Below are 18,709 nucleotides of genomic sequence, written 5' to 3' on the forward strand. Positions count from 1 at the left end.
TTCAGTGTGCGGCGGGCAAGTGGCTACGTTGAATGTCCACTTCTTCTACACTTGAGAAGTCCACTTGGCTGCTGTGCCGTGATGGAGGTCTGCCGTGTCCTACGCCGACACCGCCCTGCCGGTCAGTCTCGACCGCGAAGCGGCCACTCCGCTGGCCGTGCAGCTGGCCGACGCGCTGCGCGAAGCCGCGGCCGGCGGACACCTCCGCGGCGGCGACCGGCTGCCGTCCACACGCGCGCTGGCCGAACGGCTCGGCGTCTCGCGCACGGTCACTTCCGCCGCGTACGAGCAACTTCACGCGGAGGGCTGGATCGCCGGACGGCACGGCTCCGGCACCTACGTGACCACCCCGCCGACCCGCGCCGCCGCGTCCGTCACCGTGCCCGGTTCGCTGCTCGCCGAGACGGAATCGGCCCCGGTGCTCGACCTCACGCCAGGCGCGCCGTGGGCGGGCGGGCTCGACCGCGCGGCGTGGCGGCGTGCGTGGCGGGCGGCTGCCGATCCCGAGCCGCTCACTCGCGCACACCGCGCCGGGCTGCCCGAGTACCGCGCGACTGTCTCGGAACACCTGCTGCGCCACCGTGGTCTGGCCGCGGGCTCGGTGCTCGCGACCGGCGGTACCACCGCAGCGGTCGTGGAACTCGCCGCCGCGGTGTTGCGCCGAGGTGCGGTCGTCGCCTTCGAGGAACCGGGTTATCAGCGTGCGGTGCAAGCCTTCCGGCAAGCCGGGCTCACCGTCGTGGGCGTGCCGGTGGACGAGGAAGGACTACGTCCCGACGCGATTCCCGCGGGGGCGCGCGCGGTTTACTGCTCGCCCGCGCACCAATACCCGATGGGCAGCCGGATGAGCGCGGCCCGGCGCGTGCAGCTCGTGGAACGCGCTCGCGCGGAAAGCATGCTGGTCATCGAAGACGACTACGACGGCGAACTGCGCTTCGACGTCGCCCCGCTGCCGATGCTGGCCGCGCTCGCCCCGGACGTCGTCGTGCACCTCGGGACCACCAGCAAAATCCTCACCCCGACACTCGGCGCGGGCTGGCTCGTCGCACCCGCCGCGGTCGCGGATTCCGTGCTGGCGTACCGGGATCTCACCGGCACCCGGCCGTCCCCGGCGGGACAGCGGGTGCTGGTCGAACTGGCCCGGACCGGCGATCTGGGCCGGCACCTGCGGAAACTGCGCCGGGAAATGGCCGAACGGCGATCGGTCCTGGTGGCCGCGCTGTCGAACGCCGGGATCCCGTTCGTCGGCGACGACGCCGGTGCGCACCTGGTGGTGCCCGCGGAAAGCGCCGAGGCCGAGGCGCAGCTGATCGCCGCCGCGGAACGGCACGCGATCCGGCTCGACGGGCTGGCGCGCCATTTCGCCGGAACGCCGACGGTGCACGGGATCGCGCTGGGGTACGCGGGCTGCTCGCGGGAAGCGTTGATGGCCGCGGTGCCGACGCTGGTCGATCTCCTCCGCTGACTCCGCTGAGGTCTCGCCGCCGGGCACTCGCCTCTAGTCCGTGCCGCCGCTAGCGCCCCAATGCCACATTGGGTGCGTGGGACGCACCGAACGCCACATTGGGTGCGTGAGATGCACCCAATGTGGCATTGGGGCGTTCCCGGCCGAAGCGGGCGGCGGGTGGCAGGCGGCGCTCGCCTGCACCCCCGCGGCGACCAGCGCAGACACCCCCGGCGCGCGCTGCCGGCGATGCTCACCCGGTACGGTGACCGGCTATGAGTGCTGAAAAGATCCGGGTCGCGGTCGTGTTCGGCGGGCGCAGCAGCGAGCACACCATCTCGTGCCTGTCCGCGGGCAGCGTGATCTCGAACCTGGATCCGGACCGCTTCGAGGTGCTCCCGGTCGGCGTCACGCCGAGCGGCGGCTGGGTGCTCGGCACCGGCGACCCGGAACAGCTCAGCATCCGGGGCCGCGAGCTGCCCTCGGTCGAGTCCGGCCGCGCGCTCGTGCTCGCCGGCGACCCGACCAGCCGCGAGCTGCGCACGGTCGACCCGGGCGAGGCCACCGAGGTGCTCGGCACTGTCGACGTCGTCTTCCCGGTGCTGCACGGGGCCTTCGGCGAGGACGGCACCATCCAGGGCCTGCTCGAACTCGCCGACATCCCGTACGTCGGCCCCGGCGTGTTCGCCAGCGCGGCGGCGATGGACAAGGAATACGCGAAGAAGCTGCTCGCCGCGGAAGGACTGCCGGTCGGCACCTACGCCGCGCTGCGCCGCGGACAGTCCACATTGGCCGAACAGGACCGCGAACGCCTTGGCCTGCCGGTGTTCGTGAAGCCCTCCCGCGCCGGTTCGTCGGTCGGGATCTCCCGGGTCGCCGACTGGGCGCGGCTGGACGACGCGATCGAGCTGGCCCGCCGCACCGATCCGAAGGTGCTCGTGGAGGCCGCCGTGCGCGGGCGCGAGGTCGAATGCGGCGTGCTGGAATTCCCGGACGGCCGCGTCGAGGCGTCGCTCCCGGCGGAGATCCGGGTGCTCGCCGAGGGCGAGGACGCCTGGTACGACTTCGAAACCAAATACCTCGGCGAGGACGCCGAGCTGGACATCCCGGCCAAACTGGACGACGCGCTCAGCGACCGGCTGCGCGCGATGGCCGTCGAGGCGTTCCGCGCGCTCGACTGCCAGGGCCTCGCCCGCGTCGACTTCTTCGTGACCGAGGAGGGCGACCTGGTGATCAACGAGGTCAACACGATGCCCGGCTTCACCACGAAGTCCGCCTACCCGAAGATGTGGGAGGTGACCGGGGTGGACTACCCGACGCTGCTGTCGACGCTGATCGACACCGCGCTCGCCCGGGGCACCGGCCTGCGCTGACCGCGACCGGAAGGAACCCCCGCGCGTGCAGATCGCGTCCCGGCTCGACCGGCTCCCGGTCACCCGGCGGCACCGGTACTTCGTCGCAGTGGTCGGCATCGCCACCTTCTTCGACCTCTACGACCTGTTCCTCGCCGCGACCATCAGCACCGTCCTCACCAAGGAGTTCGGCGTCACCCCGACGACGCTGAAGTACGTCCTGGCGTCGGCGTTCGTCGGCGCGTTCGTGGGCGCGGTGTTCCTCGGCAGGCTGGCCGACCGCCTCGGCAGGCGGCGCGCTTTCCTGCTCACGCTGGGCCTGTACTCGGTGTTCACGCTGCTCGGCGCGTTCAGCACCGACGTGTGGATGCTGGTGATCTGCCGCTTCATCGCCGGGATCGGCATCGGCGCGGAACTGCCGGTGGCCGACGCCTATCTGGCCGACCTGCTGCCCGCCCGCTCTCGCGGCCGCGCGACAGCCTGGGCTTACACGATCGGCTTCTGCGGCGTCCCGGCCGCTGGTTTTCTTGCCCGCGCGCTCGTCGGGCACGCGCCGCTGGGCATCGACGGCTGGCGCTGGCTGTTCGTGATCGGCGCGCTGGGCGCGGCGGTCGTGTGGGCGCTGCGGTTCACGCTGCCGGAATCACCGCGTTGGCTTGCAGCACAAGGAAGACTCGGCGAAGCGGACGAGGTCGTGCGCAAGCTCGAAGAGAGCGCGCCGCAGCCGTTGCCCGAGCCGGAGCCGGAACCGCCCGCGCCGGAACCGGTACGCGCGTCGGCGTTGCTGCGTCCGCCGTGGTTCCGCCGCACGGCGATGCTGTACGTCTTCCAGCTGTTGCAGTCGTTCGGCTACTACGGTTTCGGCTCGCTGGTGCCGATTGTGCTCGCTGCCAAGGGTTTCAGCCTCGTCACGTCGCTGACGTTCAGCGCGCTCACCTTCCTCGGCTATCCGATCGGCTCCGCGCTGTCCATTCCGATCATCGAACGGCTGGAACGCAAATGGCTGATCGTCGCGAGCGCGGCGGCGATGGCGGTGTTCGGCCTGGCCTTCGGCTACGCGACGTCCGGCGTGCTGATCGCGGTGTTCGGGTTCTGCTACACCGCCGTGAGCAACGTGTTCTCCAACGCGTTCCACACCTATCAGGGTGAGCTGTTCCCGACGTCGTTGCGCGGCACCGCGGCCGGTTCGGCTTACGCGCTGTCCCGGCTCGCGACGGCCGCGATGCCGTTCGTGCTGCTGCCGATCCTGCATTCGGCGGGCGCGACGACGATGTTCGCCGTGGTCGCGGGCGCGATGGTGCTGCTGATGGTCGACGTGGCCGTGCTCGGGCCGCGCACCACCGGCGAATCGCTGGAGAAGATCGCGGCTAGAACTTCAGCGGTTTGACCGGCAGCTTCGCCGCGATCACGTCCGAAATGGCCTGCAGCGGGCCCGTTCCGGCGCTCGCCGGGACGGTCAGCGCGACGTAGACCGGCCGGTCGACCGCGTACCAGGTGGCCGAACCGCCCTGCTCGATCTGCAGCCACTGCACCTTGTCGACCACGCGCAGCGGTGAGGTCTGGGTGAGCTCCGGCGGGCGTTCGAGGCCGCAGCGCAGCACGACCGGATCCGGTTCGCCCCACGCGACGGTGGCCTTCGGCGCGGGCTCGGCGAGCGTGCGCGGCGAAAGTTCCTTGCCGTTCGACGTGAGGGTGCCCGGGACCCCGGCGATCAGCTTCGCGCAGTCGGGCGACCCGGCCTGCGGCGCGGGAACGGAAACGAGCGCGAGCGGCTGGTTCGGGTCGGATTGTCCGGAGGAGCTTTTCGTCAGCGCGACGACCGCGACCGCGACCGCCAGCGCGGCCACGAGCAACGACGCGGTGACGAGGACGACCTTCGGAGGAGCCCCGGTGTCGGTGTCTGCCACCGCCTCAGTGGACCACGGCTCAGAGATGGACGACCGGGCAGGTCAGCGTGCGCGTGATCCCTTCCACGTTCTGCACGCGGGCGACGACGAGCTGGCCGAGCTGGTCCACAGTGTCCGCGGCGGCGCGCACGATCACGTCGTAGGGGCCGGTGACGTCCTCGGAGCTGGTCACGCCCGGGACCCCGGCGATCTCCGCAGCCACCGCGGCGGCCTTGCCGACCTCGGTCTGGATGAGGATGTATGCGTGGACCACGGCGTGCCCTTTCGTCGGTGGCGGTCTAGTCGAGGTAGGAACGGTGTAGACGGTGTAGGAAACGTAGCGCCAGCCCTGGGAAAAACCTAGGGGATCCGATTGTCGGTGGCCGATCCGACACAGGCGAGGGAAACAGGAGGTGACCGGTGTCACCGGAAGAGCACTCGGTGGCCGCGACAGGCGAGTTCGGCCTGATCCGGCGGGTCACCGAAGGACGCGCGCAGCCGCCGTCGACACTGCTGGGCCCGGGCGACGACGCGGCGGTTCTCGCCGCGCCGGACGGCCGCGTGGTCGTGACGACCGACGTGCTGGTCCACGGCGTGCACTTCCGGCTCGACTGGTCGAGCCCGGAGCAGGCGGGGCGCAAGGCGGTCGCGGTGAATCTGTCCGACATCGCCGCGATGGGAGCGAAACCGACTTCGGTGGTCGTCGGGCTCGCCTGCCCGGCCGACACCCCGTCGCGGGTCGTGACCGAGATCATGGACGGCATGTGGGCCGAGGCGGGCACGGCGGGCATCGGCGTGTCCGGCGGGGATCTCGTGAGCGCGGATCAGCTCGTGATCAGCGTCACCGCGTTAGGCGATCTCGAAGATCGCGAACCGGTGACCCGGTCCGGCGCGCGCCCCGGCGACGTGCTCGCGGTGTGCGGACGGCTCGGCTGGGCCGCGGCCGGGCTCGCGGTGCTGCGCCGGGGATTCCGGTCGCCGGTCGGAGTGGTGAACGCGCAGCGCTGCCCGGAACCGCCGTACGCGGCCGGTCCGCAAGCCGCGCGCGCCGGCGCGACGGCGATGATGGACGTCTCCGACGGGCTGCTCGCCGATCTCGCGCACCTGGCCGCCGCGTCCGACGTCGGGCTCGACGTGCAGACCGCGTTGCTGGAGGTTTCGACGCGGCTGAAGGAGGTCGGCAGCGCGCTGGGCGCGGACCCGCTGCAGTGGGTGCTGACCGGCGGCGAGGACCACGCGCTGGTCGCGACGTTCCCGCCGTTCGACGACCTGCCCGATGGCTGGCGCAAAATCGGCGTGGTCACCATGCCCGGCTCCGGGGTCACTGTGGACGGCAGCGAGTACGACCAGCAAGGCGGCTGGGAGCACTGGCAGCAGTAATCCTTTATTAGGCTGACGGCGTGGACATCCGTGTCGTCGCCTTCGACCATCCCGACGCCGTGAAGCTGATGGCCGAGGTGCAGCTGGAGTACGTGCGCCGCTACGGCTCCGAGGACGAGACCCCGATGGACCCCGCGGAGTTCGCACCGCCGCGGGGCCTGTTTCTGGTCGGGTACCTGGACAACGTGCCGGTGGCGTCCGGCGCGTGGCGCGCGCACGACGGTCCCGAGCCGACGTTCCGGCCCGGCGACGTCGAGCTGAAACGGATGTACGTGGTCGAATCCGCGCGGGGCCGCGGTTTCGCCCGCGCGATGCTCGCCGAACTGGAACGCACCGCGATCGCCGCCGGACGGCGCCGGGTCGTGCTGGAGACGGGCACCGAACAACCGGAAGCGATCGCCCTCTACCGTTCGTCGGGTTACGTCGAGGTCCCGGCCTTCGGTTATTACGGCGATATGCCCGAAAGCCGGTATTACGGCAAGGATCTCGCCCACGACCGACCCTGACCCGGAGGCGGCATTGGCCATCTACGCGCTCGGCGACCTGGTCCCGACCATCCACCCGGACGCCTACGTCCATCCCGACGCCACCGTGATCGGCGACGTCCGGATCGGGGCGCGCGCGTCGGTCTGGCCGCAGACGGTGCTGCGCGGCGACCACGGGTACATCGAGATCGGCGAACGTTCGAACGTGCAGGACGGCTGCGTCGTCCACTGCACCGCGCGGCATCCGACGATCCTGGGCCCGTCGTCGGCGGTCGGGCACGCGGTGCACGTCGAGGGCGCGACGATCGGCACCGGCTGCCTGATCGCCTCGGGTTCGGTGGTGCTGAACGGAAGCGTGATCGAGGACGGCGGGATGGTCGGCGCGGGCGCGGTGCTGTCGTACGAATCGAGGGTCGGCACCGGCGAGATCGCGCTCGGGGTTCCGGCGAAAACGCGGCCGAACAAGTCGTTTTCGGAAGACCAGATCGCCGCGGTGGTGGATTCCTACGTCCGGCGCGGGGCGCGGTTCCGGGCCGAGCTGCGCAGGCTGGACTAAGTCCGTGAAGGGCTCCTTGAGGGAATCAGATTCCCTCAAGGAGCCCTTCACGGACATCTCGCCAGAGGGTGGACCCGCCACAGTGACCCCGGGCACGTGCCGCTAGGCTCGCGGGCCGTGACTGGACGACCGCTGGACGAAATCGTCGAAGCCGGCTGGGCGAAAGCCCTTGAACCAGTGGCCCCGCAGGTCGCCGCGATGGGGGAGTTCCTCCGCGCCGAGATCGCCGCGGGCCGCACCTATCTTCCCGCGGGCGAGCACGTGCTGCGCGCGTTCAAGCAGCCGTTCGACGACGTCCGCGTGCTGATCGTCGGCCAGGACCCGTACCCGACTCCCGGGCACGCGGTCGGCCTGAGCTTCTCGGTGGCCCCGGACGTGCGGCCGATCCCGAAGAGCCTGATCAACATCTACCAGGAGTACTGCGAGGACCTCGGCCACCCGACGCCGTCCAACGGCGACCTGACGCCGTGGGCCGAACAGGGCGTGCTGCTGCTGAACCGGTCGCTCACCGTGCAGCCGCACAAGTCCAACTCGCACCAGGGCAAGGGCTGGGAACAGGTCACCGAGCAGGCGATCAAGGCACTCGCCGCGCGCGGCGGGCCGCTGGTGGCGATCCTGTGGGGCCGCAACGCGCGGAACCTGCGGCCGATGCTCGGCGACGTGCCGTGCATCGAATCGGCGCATCCGAGCCCGCTCTCGGCGCGCAACGGCTTCTTCGGGTCGCGTCCGTTCAGCCGGGCGAACCAGCTGCTGGTCCAGCAGGGCGCGGAACCGCTCGACTGGAAACTTCCCTGACGCGGCGTGTCCAGTTCCGGCGGCCCGCTCCGACCACCAGGGTGAGAACGACCGAAAACCCTGGAGGAAAGCCATGACCGCCACCATCACGTCCGCCGACGGCACCCCGATCGCCTTCGACACTTACGGCTCGGGTTCGCCGGTGCTGCTGGTCGGCGGCGCGGTGAACGACCGGACGACCGTCGCCGGGCTCGCCGCGGTGCTGGCCGACGCGGGCTTCACCGCGGTCGCTTACGACCGGAGAGGCCGCGGCGACAGCGGCGACGCGCAGGTCTACGCGGTCGAGCGCGAGATCGACGACCTTGAGGTGCTGATCGAGGCTGTCGGCGGTTCGGCCGCGCTGTTCGGCCATTCGTCCGGCGCGATCCTGGCCCTGGAAGCGGCGGCGCGCGGCCTGCCGGTCACGAAGGTGGCGGTGTACGAACCGCCGTTCGTCGGCGACGACCGCCCGCGTCCCGCCGAGGATCTGGTCGACCGGGTGAGCGCCCGCCTCGCCGACGGCGACCGGGACGGCGCGGTCGAGCTGTTCCTGGTCGAGGGGACCGGAACCCCGGCGGAGATCGTGGAGTCGATGAAGTCCGCGCCGGTGTGGGGCTGGTTCGTCGGCCTGGCGCACACGCTGCCGTACGACCTGACGATCTGCGGTCGCGGCAACCACCTGCCGACGGACCGGCTGGCCGCGGTCACCGTGCCGGTGCTGTCCCTGTCGGGCGGTGCCGGGGAGGCGTGGATGACGTCGTCGGCGAAGGCTGTGGCGGCTGCTGTCGCGCACGGGCGGTACGAGGAGATCCCGGGGCAGGACCACGGGGTGCTGAACGCGCCGGAGACCCTGCGGGACGTGCTGGCGAACTTCCTGAGGTGACGAAAAAGGGGCGGGTGCCGAAGCACTCGCCCCTTTAGCTCCGAGGGCCAAGTCCCAGGCCAAACCCGAGGGGCAAGGCCCGAGGCGACCCAACGCGGGGGTCCAGGGGGCTTGCCCCCTGGCGGGGGCCCGGGGGTTCGACCCCCAGAAGGCACATAGCGACAAAAAAATGGCGAGTGCTCTCCACGAGCACTCGCCACCTTAAAGTTGTCGCTACCCGCGGACGACCTTGCCAGCCTTGATGCACGAGGTGCAGGCGTTGAGGCGCTTGCGCTGGGACACGCCGACCTTCGCGTGCACAACCTGGATGTTCGGGTTCCACCGGCGGTTGGTACGCCGGTGGGAGTGCGAGACCGACTTGCCGAAGCCGGGTCCCTTGCCACAGACGTCGCACACGGCAGCCACGTCGAACTCCTCTGGATATGGGACAAAGAATGCGCGCCCGAACGTGCCGGGCAACTCGACCATAGTAACGAGTGGTTTCGGGGGCCTTGCCGCGGGGTCGTTACCCTCGCGGGGACCGGCTAGGAGGTTACGGGGTGCGGGTGCTGGACGCGGCGGCGGTGTCGGGCTGGGCGGCGGCTTCTGTGCGCAGCTTGGACAGGCTGCGCACGGCTATCGACGGCATCAACGTCTACCCGGTCGCGGACTCCGATACCGGCTCCAACCTGCTGTACACGATGACCGGCGCGCACGAGGCGCTCGCCGGGGCGGAACCGGCGGACGCGGCTGAGGCGCTGGCCGTCCTGGCGCGCGGGGCGGTGGCGCACGCGCGGGGCAACTCGGGCGTGATCCTGTCCCAGGTCGTGCGGGGGATGGCGGACTGGGCGGGAGACGGCGGCGACCTCGACGGCGCCGGTCTCGCTGCCGCGCTCGGGCGGGCGGACCAGGTCGCGACGGGCGCGGTCAGCAGGCCGGTCGCCGGGACGATGCTGACCGTCCTGCACACCGTCGCCGCAGCCGTCCGAGGGACGAAGCGGACGTTGTCTGAGGTCGCGCGCGAGGTCGTCACCGTGGCGGCGGCAGCGCTGGAGGAGACGCCCAAGCAGCTGCCCGCGCTGGCCAAGGCTGGAGTCGTCGACGCTGGGGGCCGGGGTCTGGTCGCGGTGCTCGACGCGCTGGCTGGCGTGATCACCGGCGAAACCGAGGAACCCGGGCATGACCTGCAGGCCGTGGCTTCGCTGCCGGAGCAGGTGCCGTACGCGTGGGAGGTCATGTACCTGCTGGACGAGGTCGACGAGGCCCGGTTGCCCGCGTTGCGGAAGGAGCTGAGCGGGTTCGGCGACAGCGTGACCGTGGCCGGCGACGGTTCGGGCAGTCACGCGGTGCATGTTCATTGCGCGGACATCGGCGCGGCCATCGAGGCCGGGCTGCAGCTGGGCAGGCCGCGGCGGATCCGGGTCGAACCGCTGATCACGCCGACGCCGATCGAACCCGGTGGCGGCATCGACCGGTCCGTGGTCGCGGTGGTGCGCGGCGGCGGGCTCGCCGAGCTGCTGCGGGCGGAGGGCGTCGCCGTGCTGGCGGTGCCGGACGGCGAGTTGCCCAGCGTCGAGGACATGATCGGGCTGTTCAACGAGGCGGCGGGCCAGCATCTGAGCGTGCTGCCGGGCGGGCCGGACCTCACCGCGGCCGCCGACACCGCGGCCGGGCATCCGATGGCGGGCGAGCGCGACGTCGTGGTGATCCCGTGCTCGTCGCCGGTGCAGGTGCTGGCCGCGCTCGCGGTGCACGACGGCGGCCGCCGGGTCAACGACGACGTCGTCGCGATGGCCGAGGCGGCGGCCGCGACCAGGCGTGGCGAGCTGCGGATCGCCCGCGAGGAGTCGCTAACCTGGGTGGGCCGGGCCCAGTCCGGCGACGTGATCGGTCTGGTCGACGACGAGGTGGTGCTGATCGAACCCGCCCCGGCGTCGGCGACGAACCTCGTCGCGGCCGCGGTCAGCGTGCTGAACCGGATGCTGGCGCTCGGCGGCGAGCTGGTCACCGTACTGAGCGGCGCGGACGCCCCGCCGAGGGTGGCCGCGGAACTCGCCGAGCAACTGCGGCTGGAGCACCCCGAGGTGGAGTTGACGAGTTACGCCGGCGGTCAAAGCGACGCTGTGCTGCTGATGGGGGTCGAATAATCATGGCCGGGCTTCGCGACAAACTCCCGCTGCTGCTGGGCGCGAAAACCGCGAAGGCGCTCTCGAGCGCGCTCGACATCGAGACGGTTTCCGATCTGCTGCGCCACTACCCGCGCCGCTACGCCGAACGCGGCGAGCTGACCGACATCGCCGGGCTGGAGCTCGGCGAGCACGCGACCGTGCTCGCGCGGATCGAGAAGATCAGCAAGCGCCGGATGAAATCCCGCAACGGCACCATCCTCGACATGGTGATCACCGACGGCAAACGACGGCTCGCGTGCGCGTTCTTCAACCAGGCGTGGCGCGAGAAGGAACTGGTCCCCGGCAAGACCGGGCTGTTCGCGGGCAAGGTCACCGCGTTCCGGGACACGCTGCAGCTGGCCAACCCGGAGTACGAGCTGCTCGACGCCGAACGCGAGGCCGAGGCGGTCGACAGCTTCCTCGCCGAGATCATCCCGGTTTACCCGGCGGCGCAAGGCATGCCGACCTGGTCGATCGCCAAATGCGTGCGGCAGGTGCTGGACGTGCTGGAGGTCGGCGAGGACCCGATGCCCGAGGAACTGCGCAAGCGGCACGGGCTGCCCGGTCTCGAACGCGCGCTGCGCGGCATCCACCGCCCGGAGGACTGGGCGCACCTGGAGACGTCGAGGCACCGGCTCAAGTGGGACGAAGCGATGGCCGTGCAGCTGATTTTCGCGCAGCGACGGCATTCCGCGGTGTCGCGTCCGGCGAAGGCGAGCCCGCACGTCGACGGCGGTCTGCTCGACGCGTTCGACAAGCGGCTGCCGTTCGACCTCACCGCTGGCCAGCGCGCGATCGGCGACGAGATCGCGGCTGACCTCTCGACCGAGCACCCGATGAACCGGTTGCTGCAGGGCGAAGTCGGGTCCGGCAAGACGGTGGTCGCGCTGCGGGCGATGCTGCAGATCGTCGATTCCGGGCGGCAGGCGGCGATGCTCGCGCCCACCGAGGTACTGGCCGCACAGCACGCGCGCTCGCTGCGCGAAATGCTCGGCGACATTGGGATGGCGGGCGAACTGGGCGCGGCCGAGAACGCCACGCGGATCACCCTGCTGACCGGGTCGATGGGCGCGAAAGAACGCAAGAAAGCGTTGCTGGAGACGGTAAGCGGCGAGGCGGGCATCGTCGTCGGCACGCACGCGCTGATCCAGGACACCGTGCAGTTCGCCGATCTTGGCCTGGTGGTCGTGGACGAGCAGCACCGGTTCGGCGTCGAGCAACGGGACGCGCTGCGCTCGCGCGGCTCCGACTCGACCAGCCCGCACGTCCTGGTCATGACGGCGACGCCGATCCCGCGCACGGTCGCCATGACGGTCTACGGCGACCTGGAAATCTCAGCGCTGCGCGAAATGCCAGTCGGCCGCTCGCCGATCAAGACGACGGTCGTGCCGGTCGCGGAGAAACCCGCGTGGTTCGACCGGGTGTGGCAGCGGGTCAGCGAGGAAGTCGGCAAGGGACACCAGGCCTACGTCGTGTGCCCGCGGATCGGCGACGAACCGCCCTCGGACAAGAGCGACAAACGGCCGCCGCTCGCGGTGCTGGACGTCGCGCCGGATCTCGCCAACGGCGCGTTGAAGGGGTTGAAGATCGCCGCACTGCACGGCCGGATGCCGACCGACGAGAAGGACGCCGTCATGCGGGCGTTCGGCGACGGGAAGATCGACGTATTGGTCGCGACGACCGTGGTCGAGGTCGGCGTGAACGTCCCCAACGCGACGGCGATGGTCATCCTCGACGCCGACCGCTTCGGCGTGAGCCAGCTGCACCAGCTGCGCGGCCGCGTCGGGCGGGGAAGCGTGCCCGGATTGTGCTTGCTGGTCACGGAAACCTTGGACGGCACCTCCACCCGGGAACGGCTGGCGGCCGTCGAGTCCACAACGGACGGTTTCGAACTGTCCCGGTTGGACTTGGAACTGCGCCGGGAAGGCGACATTCTTGGTGCGGCCCAGTCCGGCAAGCGGTCCGGGCTGAAGTTGTTGTCGCTGCTGCGCGACGAGGACGTGATCACGACGGCGCGGGCGCAGGCTCAGGAGATCGTGGAGCGGGATCCGTCGCTGGCCTCGTCCGGCGGGTTGAAGCAGATGGTGGCCGACGTGGTGGACCTGGAACGCGCGGAGTACCTCGAGAAGAGCTGAGCGGCGTTCTGCTTGGCGTGGTGCCCTTGGGAGGCGTGGCCCGGGTGTTTTCCGGCCCACGCCTTTCTTGCTGAGTCGCCGCTGCGGGTTTCCTTGCGGGGTCAGGCGTCGTAGATGTCGTCGTCGGAGTCGTAGCCGTGGTTCCTGCCACTGCCGCTGTGTCCGCCGCCGTAGCTGCCGCCGCCGCTGTAACCGCCGCCGCCGTAGCTGCCGCTGTACCCGCCACCGTGGCTACTGCTGCCGCCGTATCCGCCGCTGTATCCGCCGCCGTGGCTGCTGCTGCCTCCGCCGTAACCACCGCCGCTGTAGCCGCCGCTGCCATAGCTGCCGCTGTACCCGCCACCGTGGCTGCTGTATCCGCCGCTGCCGTAGCTGCCGCTATAGCCGCCGCCGTGGCTGCTGCTGCCCCCGTATCCGCCGCTGTACCCGCCGCCATGGCTGCTGTACCCGCCGCCATGGCTGCCGCTGTAACCGCCGCCGTGGCTGCTGCTGCCGCCGTAACTGCCGCCGCTGTATCCGCCGTGGCTGCTGCCGCCGTATCCGCCGCTGCTGTACCCGCCGCCGCTGTAGCCGCCACTGTGGCTGCTGTAACCGCCGCTGCCGTAGCCACCGCTGTGGCTGCTGGAGCCGCCGCCGTATCCGCCGCCGTACCCGCCGCCGTGGCTGCTGGAACCACCGCTGTATCCGCCGCCGTAACTGCTGGAACCGCCGCCGTAACTGCCGCCGTGTCCGCCGGAGGACCTGCTCGGCTTCGGAGGCACCAGGTTCCAGTCGGCGTCCGGGTTGCCGACGTAGCCGGGATGGTTCGGGTCCCAGTAGACCCGGTTGCCGCGCTTCGGGGTCGGGGCGTCGAACCTGGGTTCCTGGGATCCGCTCGCGGCGGACGCTTTCTTCGGTTCGAGGTGCTTGAAGATGCTGACGTCGGAGTTGTGCGCGAAGTTCTGGTCGGGCGTCTGGTGGATGCCGGTCCGGTTGAAGTGGGTTCCGGCCGACGGGTTGTGGCCCATCACGACATTGCTGTGGCCGCGGACGATGCCGGTGGGATTGCCCAGGTAGTCGTGCGTCTGGTAGCGCCGCTTCGGGTCCATGTACCACTTCGTGTCTTCGCCGCGCTTGCGGAACTTCGGCGGCGGCGAAACCGCGTTCCGCTCGAACAGCGGCCGCATCTTGGAGTGCTGGTGCGACAGGTTCTTGTAGCCGTAGTGCTCGCGCCTGCGCGCCCCGGCCGCGACCGTGGGCGGGCCCTCCTGGTAGACCCGGCCGCCGGGGGAACGCATCCGCCGTTCCCCGTTCGGGCCGGGGCTGGGCGAGCGGGTGCGGCCCCGGCCGCGCTGGGAGCCGCCGGAGCCATGCCCGTCGCCGGAGCCCCGGGGTTTGCTGCAGGAGCCCCCGACAAGGCCGAGCGGGTCGACCGAGACGTGCGGGTTGCTGACGTAGGCGTGCGGGTCCAGTCCGCCGCCGAGCCCGAGCGGGTCCGGGCTGAGGTACCGGGCGAGCACCGGGTCGTAGTACCGGTGGAAGTTGTAGTGCAGCCCGGTTTCCTCGTCGAAATACTGGCCCTGGAACCGCAGCGGCGTCCCCTCGCCGCCGGACTCGTCGACCACGACGCCGAACAGGCTGCTGCGGGCCTGCCAGGCGATTTCGCCGCGGTCGTCGATCAGTTCGGTCGGCGTGCCGGACGGTTCGGCGACGATGGCGAAGAACTGCTCGTCGATCCGGTCCTGGTCGGCGGAACCAGTGCGCCGACGCTGCAGCAGCGGCACGAAAGTGCCCGGTTCGTAGTCCCAGACCGTGGTTTCGGCGGCGCCGGGGCCGGAACGGGTCGCCTCGGCCAGGGTTTCGCCGTCCCACGCGAAGTCGACGCGTTCGAGCGACGTCGTCCCGTCGGCGGCGAAGTGTTCCTTGCGGATCCGGCGGCCCAGCGGGTCGTAGGTGTAGCGCCAGGTCGTGCCGTCCGGGACCTCGACCGCGGCGAGCCGGTTCAGCGGACCCCAGGTGTAGGTCCAGGTCCGCCCGTCCTCGTGCTGGCGGGTGCGCATCCGGCCGGCCTGGTCGTAGGTGTAGCGGGCCCCGCCCGCCTCGGTGATCACCGACGCGGGTCCGGATCGCCTGCCGCGCCGGTCCTCTTCCTCGGGAGCCGGCCAGTCGGCGTCGACGAGCCGTCCGGTCGGGTCGTAGGCGTACTGCTCGTTCCAGCCCTTGGCGCGCACCGAGATCACCCGGCCGCGGACGTCCATGGCGAGCCAGCGCGATCCGGCCGACCCGTCGTCGATCCGGGCGGGCAGGCCGTCGGGCCGGTAGTGGTACTGCCGGTCCTGGCCCAGTTCGCCGGTCGCCGACCGCACCGCCTGCCTGGCGAGCCGTCCCGCCGGGTTCCAGCCGCGGGCGATCGCCGCGCCTTGCCCGAACGTGCGGAGGGTTTCGCGGCCGGCCCGGTCGTACTCGAACCGGGTGGTGCGGCCCGCGGCGCGCATCGCGGCCGGGACGCCAGCTTCGCCGTATTCCCAGGCGCTTTCCGCCCCGGACGGCGTCTGCCGCCGGATCTGGTTGCCCGCGGCGTCGAATTCGGAGCGGACGGTCCGCCCGTTGACCGTTTCGCCGACGATCCGGCTCGCCGCGTCCCTGGTGTACTCGATGCGGGTCGTCCCGTCGTCGAGGGCGATGAGTTCGCCGAGGACGTCGTACTCGAAGCGGGTGCGCAGCGTCCCGGACGGTCCATCGACGATCTCCTCGACGATGTTGCCGCGGACGTCGCGGCGCAGGGTGACGACGTCGCCCGCCTCGTTGCGGATTTCGGTCAGTTGCCCGGCGGCGTTGTAGCCGTAGGACGAGGAAGCCCCGCCGAAATCGGTCTCCCGCGCGAGGTTGCCCGCCAGGTCGTACTCGTAGCGCCAGACCTGGCCCTGCTCGTTGGTCACCGCGATGAGCCGCAGTTCGGTGTCGTAGGCGTATTCGAGCCGGGTGCCGTCCGGCCGGATCTCGGCCGAGACCAGGTCGAAGTGCGTCACTTCGTGCTGGGTGATCGCCGAGGAGGCGTCGGCGTGCAGGCGGTTGTTGCCTTCGCCGTCGTAGCGCCATTCCTCCAGCGACCCGTCCGGACGGCGGTGCCAGGCGAGCGCGCCGTCGACGGTGTAGCCGAATTCCTCGGCCGCGCCGTTCGGATCGACGATGGTGGCGAGCCTGCCGAAGCAGTCGTAGGTGTAGGCAGTCGTCGCGCCGCGGGAGTCGGTGACGGTGATCGGGTTGCCGGAGTCGTCGGACACCACGGTCAGCGTCAAGCCGTTCGGATCGCGGACCGACGCGACGTGCCCCCACTCGTCGTAGGTGTAGTCGGTGGCCCCGCCGCCCGGTTCCACGACGCGGGTCAGATTGCCGCGGTCGTCGTATTCCCACCGGGTTTCGACGCCCGGAGCCTCGACCATGCGGACCGCCTGGCCGAAGTCGTTGCGCTCGATGGTCAGTTCGGTGCCGTCCGGCCGCCGGAGGGCGACCAGGTTGTTCATCTCGTCGTAGCGGTAGGCCCGCTGCCTGCCGAGTTCGTCGGTTTCGCGGACCAGCCGGTCCAGTGCGTCCCATTCGTAGGAGCGCGTCGCACCGGCAGGGTCGACCTCGCGCACGACCCTGCCGGTTTCGTTCAGGTGGTAGGCGCTGCGGCGGCCCAGCGAGTCGACGACGTGGGTGACCCGGTCGCCGTATTCCATGGTGACGGTGAGGCAGTCGCCGGAGCCTTCGGTGCGCACGACCCGGCCCTCGCGGTCGTAGTGGAAGCGGTACCACTCGCCGTTGCGGTCGGTCCACTCGACGATCCGGCCCATGGCGTCGTAGGCGTAGCGGAACGGGAGACCGGATTCGTTCGTGATCTCGGTCAGTTCGCCGTTCGTGTAGCCGTAGCGGACCAGCGGCACCTCGGTGCCGTCCCCGGTGACGGTGGACAGCCCGGTCACGAGGCCGTTTTCGGCGGTGATCCGGATGATCTGGCCGCCGCTGTGCCGGATCGCGGTCGGCGTGCCGTGCTGGTCGCGCTGGAAGTGGATGTGCTCCTCGCCGCGGTCGCTGATCGACCGGATCGGCCGGACCGTGCCGGTGCCGCGTTCGAAGGTCAGCACCCGCTCGCGTTCGCGGTCCTCGATGACGAACCCGCCGCCGGGTTCCTCGGCCAGGTACCGCGCGGGCCCGTGCTCGGCCGCGACCCACTGGTCGCCGGCCGGCCGGGGGAAGACCTGGACGATCCCGTCCGCACCGGCGAACCACACCTGGTCGCGGTGCACCTCGACCCGCTCGTCCAATGTGGACACCCAGGCGGAGCCGAGCCAGCCGCCCGCGCGGAACGACGAGAAGTGCGTGCGCTCGAAGACCATCGGCAGCGAGCTGCGGAAGGTCGCGTCGATCTCGGTCAGCACCATCTGGCCGCTCGCGACGTCGATCGGGTCGCCGGTGGTGCAGATGTTGTCGAGGGTGCGCGAATTCTCGCCCTGTTTGTCCAGCGAGCGGGAGGTGTCGCTGTTGCCCCTTGGCTTGTCCGGCGACGAACTGCCGGAGGCCGACGTGTGGCCGTCCTGCCCGCCGCCCGGATGCTCGCCGCCGTGGTTGCCGCCGCCGTCCGGGCTGCCGCTCTTGGGGGTGTTCCCGGTGTCGCCGTGGTGCCCGCCGCCGCCTTCCGCGCCGGAGGTGTGCGTGCCGTCGTCACCGCCGGGGTGAGACCTGGTGCCGCCCCCGGATTTGACGTTGATGTCCTTGGGAGTGTGCGTCGGGGCCGATTTGCCGCTCTTGAGCCCCTTCAACGCCTTGCCGGCGTCCCCGAACAGCGTCCCGGCCTTCTTCAGCAACGGGATCAGCGCCTTGAGCGCCTTGACGAGCCTCGTCGTGACCTGCGTGATCTTCGAAGCGGTTTTCGCCACCGCCGACACGACCTGCGGCACCACCCAGGCCATCCCGATCCCGGCGGTGAACAGCACCTGCAACGCCCACGAGATCAGGTGCCCCACCAGATCCGCGATGGTGTCCCGCACCAGCGACCGGACGGCCGCCACGATCTCGCCCGCGGTCTTGACCCCGCTGGCCGCGCCCTCGGAACCCTTCTGCGCACTGGCGATCAGCGCCGAGGTGTCGTCCGCTTTCTTCCGGTACGAATCGGCCGCTTCGCCGTGCCAGTCCTGCAGATCCTTTTTGACCAGCTGGGTCAGCTCCGCCGAGACGCCCTCGAGTTCCTTGGCGACATTCGTCCAGGTCTCGGCCTGCGCTTTGATCTCGTCGGCGTTGCCGGTGAGCGCGTCGAGAGCCTCCTTGAGCGGCCCGACGTGCTCCATCAGCCAGCCGACCCCGGCGGCGAAGATCGCGCCGAACGGATCCATCACCGCGGTGAGCACGTCGATCGCGGTCCCGACCGCGCCGATCGCGACGGCCGCCCAGTTCTTGCTCTCGATCGCTTCCTTGAGCCCCGTCGCGTCCTCCAGCAACGGAACCCCGGCCATCGCCGAGGTTTCCTTCACCGGGGCGATCAACGGGTTGGTCATCGGTTGTCCCATTTCCTGGTGCGCACGGGCAGGACGAAAAAGCGGAGCCTGATCCGCCGGTCCGCCGAGATTATCGACTGGGTCCGCGCGGTGCCGCCGCGGAGCCGCCGTGCTGCCTGAACTCCCGGAACCCTTGCCCGAACGCACTTCGCGG

At 70.7% G+C, this 18,709-nt stretch carries 14 protein-coding genes; 10 read left to right on the forward strand and 4 right to left on the reverse strand.

The features are described 5' to 3' along the window. The first annotated feature begins 94 nt into the window (after positions 1-94). The 3 genes from pdxR to ACWGIC_RS18130 all read left to right on the forward strand — a co-directional run bounded on the left by pdxR (position 95) and on the right by ACWGIC_RS18130 (position 4,183). Positions 95-1,465, forward strand: a complete 1,371-nt coding sequence (pdxR, locus tag ACWGIC_RS18120; RefSeq protein ID WP_452077085.1) for a MocR-like pyridoxine biosynthesis transcription factor PdxR — start codon at positions 95-97, stop codon at positions 1,463-1,465. A gap of 254 nt (positions 1,466-1,719) precedes the next feature. Further along, entirely contained in the window at positions 1,720-2,817 is a 1,098-nt protein-coding gene (locus tag ACWGIC_RS18125) for a D-alanine--D-alanine ligase family protein (protein WP_452077086.1), read from the forward strand. A gap of 25 nt (positions 2,818-2,842) precedes the next feature. Then, positions 2,843-4,183 (forward strand): MFS transporter, encoded by a 1,341-nt coding sequence (locus ACWGIC_RS18130; RefSeq protein WP_452077087.1) that lies wholly within the window; start codon positions 2,843-2,845, stop codon positions 4,181-4,183. Here ACWGIC_RS18130 and ACWGIC_RS18135 read toward each other — a convergent pair. Together ACWGIC_RS18135 and ACWGIC_RS18140 are read right to left on the reverse strand one after the other, a co-directional pair. Then, entirely contained in the window at positions 4,164-4,703 is a 540-nt protein-coding gene (locus tag ACWGIC_RS18135) for a DUF3515 domain-containing protein (protein WP_452077088.1), read from the reverse strand. The genes ACWGIC_RS18130 and ACWGIC_RS18135 overlap by 20 nt on opposite strands. Positions 4,704-4,722: 19 nt before the next feature. Then, entirely contained in the window at positions 4,723-4,956 is a 234-nt protein-coding gene (locus ACWGIC_RS18140; protein WP_009074118.1) for an Lrp/AsnC ligand binding domain-containing protein, read from the reverse strand. A gap of 146 nt (positions 4,957-5,102) precedes the next feature. Here ACWGIC_RS18140 and ACWGIC_RS18145 point away from each other — a divergent pair, with 146 nt between their 5' ends. The 5 genes from ACWGIC_RS18145 (at position 5,103) to ACWGIC_RS18165 (ending at position 8,760) form a co-directional block, all read left to right on the forward strand. Continuing rightward, positions 5,103-6,062, forward strand: coding sequence for a thiamine-phosphate kinase (locus ACWGIC_RS18145; RefSeq protein ID WP_452077089.1), 960 nt, complete (start codon positions 5,103-5,105; stop codon positions 6,060-6,062). Between the two features lie 20 nt (positions 6,063-6,082). Continuing rightward, positions 6,083-6,568: a GNAT family N-acetyltransferase gene (locus tag ACWGIC_RS18150; RefSeq protein WP_452077090.1), complete on the forward strand. Its 486-nt coding sequence runs from the start codon at positions 6,083-6,085 to the stop codon at positions 6,566-6,568. Positions 6,569-6,581: 13 nt separating this feature from the next. Then, positions 6,582-7,103, forward strand: a complete 522-nt coding sequence (locus ACWGIC_RS18155) for a gamma carbonic anhydrase family protein (RefSeq protein ID WP_452077091.1) — start codon at positions 6,582-6,584, stop codon at positions 7,101-7,103. 117 nt (positions 7,104-7,220) lie between these two features. Continuing rightward, complete coding sequence (locus tag ACWGIC_RS18160; protein WP_182892179.1) at positions 7,221-7,898, forward strand: uracil-DNA glycosylase; 678 nt, start codon at positions 7,221-7,223, stop codon at positions 7,896-7,898. A gap of 73 nt (positions 7,899-7,971) precedes the next feature. Next, entirely contained in the window at positions 7,972-8,760 is a 789-nt protein-coding gene (locus tag ACWGIC_RS18165; RefSeq protein ID WP_452077092.1) for an alpha/beta fold hydrolase, read from the forward strand. 213 nt (positions 8,761-8,973) lie between these two features. On the opposite strand, the gene rpmB is transcribed toward ACWGIC_RS18165, so the two are convergent. Beyond that, complete coding sequence (gene rpmB, locus ACWGIC_RS18170) at positions 8,974-9,165, reverse strand: 50S ribosomal protein L28 (RefSeq protein ID WP_009074135.1); 192 nt, start codon at positions 9,163-9,165, stop codon at positions 8,974-8,976. 134 nt (positions 9,166-9,299) lie between these two features. Between rpmB and ACWGIC_RS18175 the strand changes: the two genes are divergently transcribed. Beyond that, entirely contained in the window at positions 9,300-10,886 is a 1,587-nt protein-coding gene (locus tag ACWGIC_RS18175; protein ID WP_452077093.1) for a DAK2 domain-containing protein, read from the forward strand. Positions 10,887-10,888: 2 nt separating this feature from the next. Then, the gene (gene recG / locus ACWGIC_RS18180; protein WP_452077094.1) at positions 10,889-13,042 is read left to right on the forward strand and encodes an ATP-dependent DNA helicase RecG; all 2,154 of its coding nucleotides are present in this window, start codon (positions 10,889-10,891) and stop codon (positions 13,040-13,042) included. A gap of 101 nt (positions 13,043-13,143) precedes the next feature. On the opposite strand, the gene ACWGIC_RS18185 is transcribed toward recG, so the two are convergent. Next, positions 13,144-18,555: an RHS repeat-associated core domain-containing protein gene (locus ACWGIC_RS18185; RefSeq protein ID WP_452077095.1), complete on the reverse strand. Its 5,412-nt coding sequence runs from the start codon at positions 18,553-18,555 to the stop codon at positions 13,144-13,146. Between the last annotated feature and the right edge of the window lie 154 nt (positions 18,556-18,709).

The sequence above is a fragment of the Amycolatopsis sp. NPDC054798 genome (assembly GCF_053611505.1).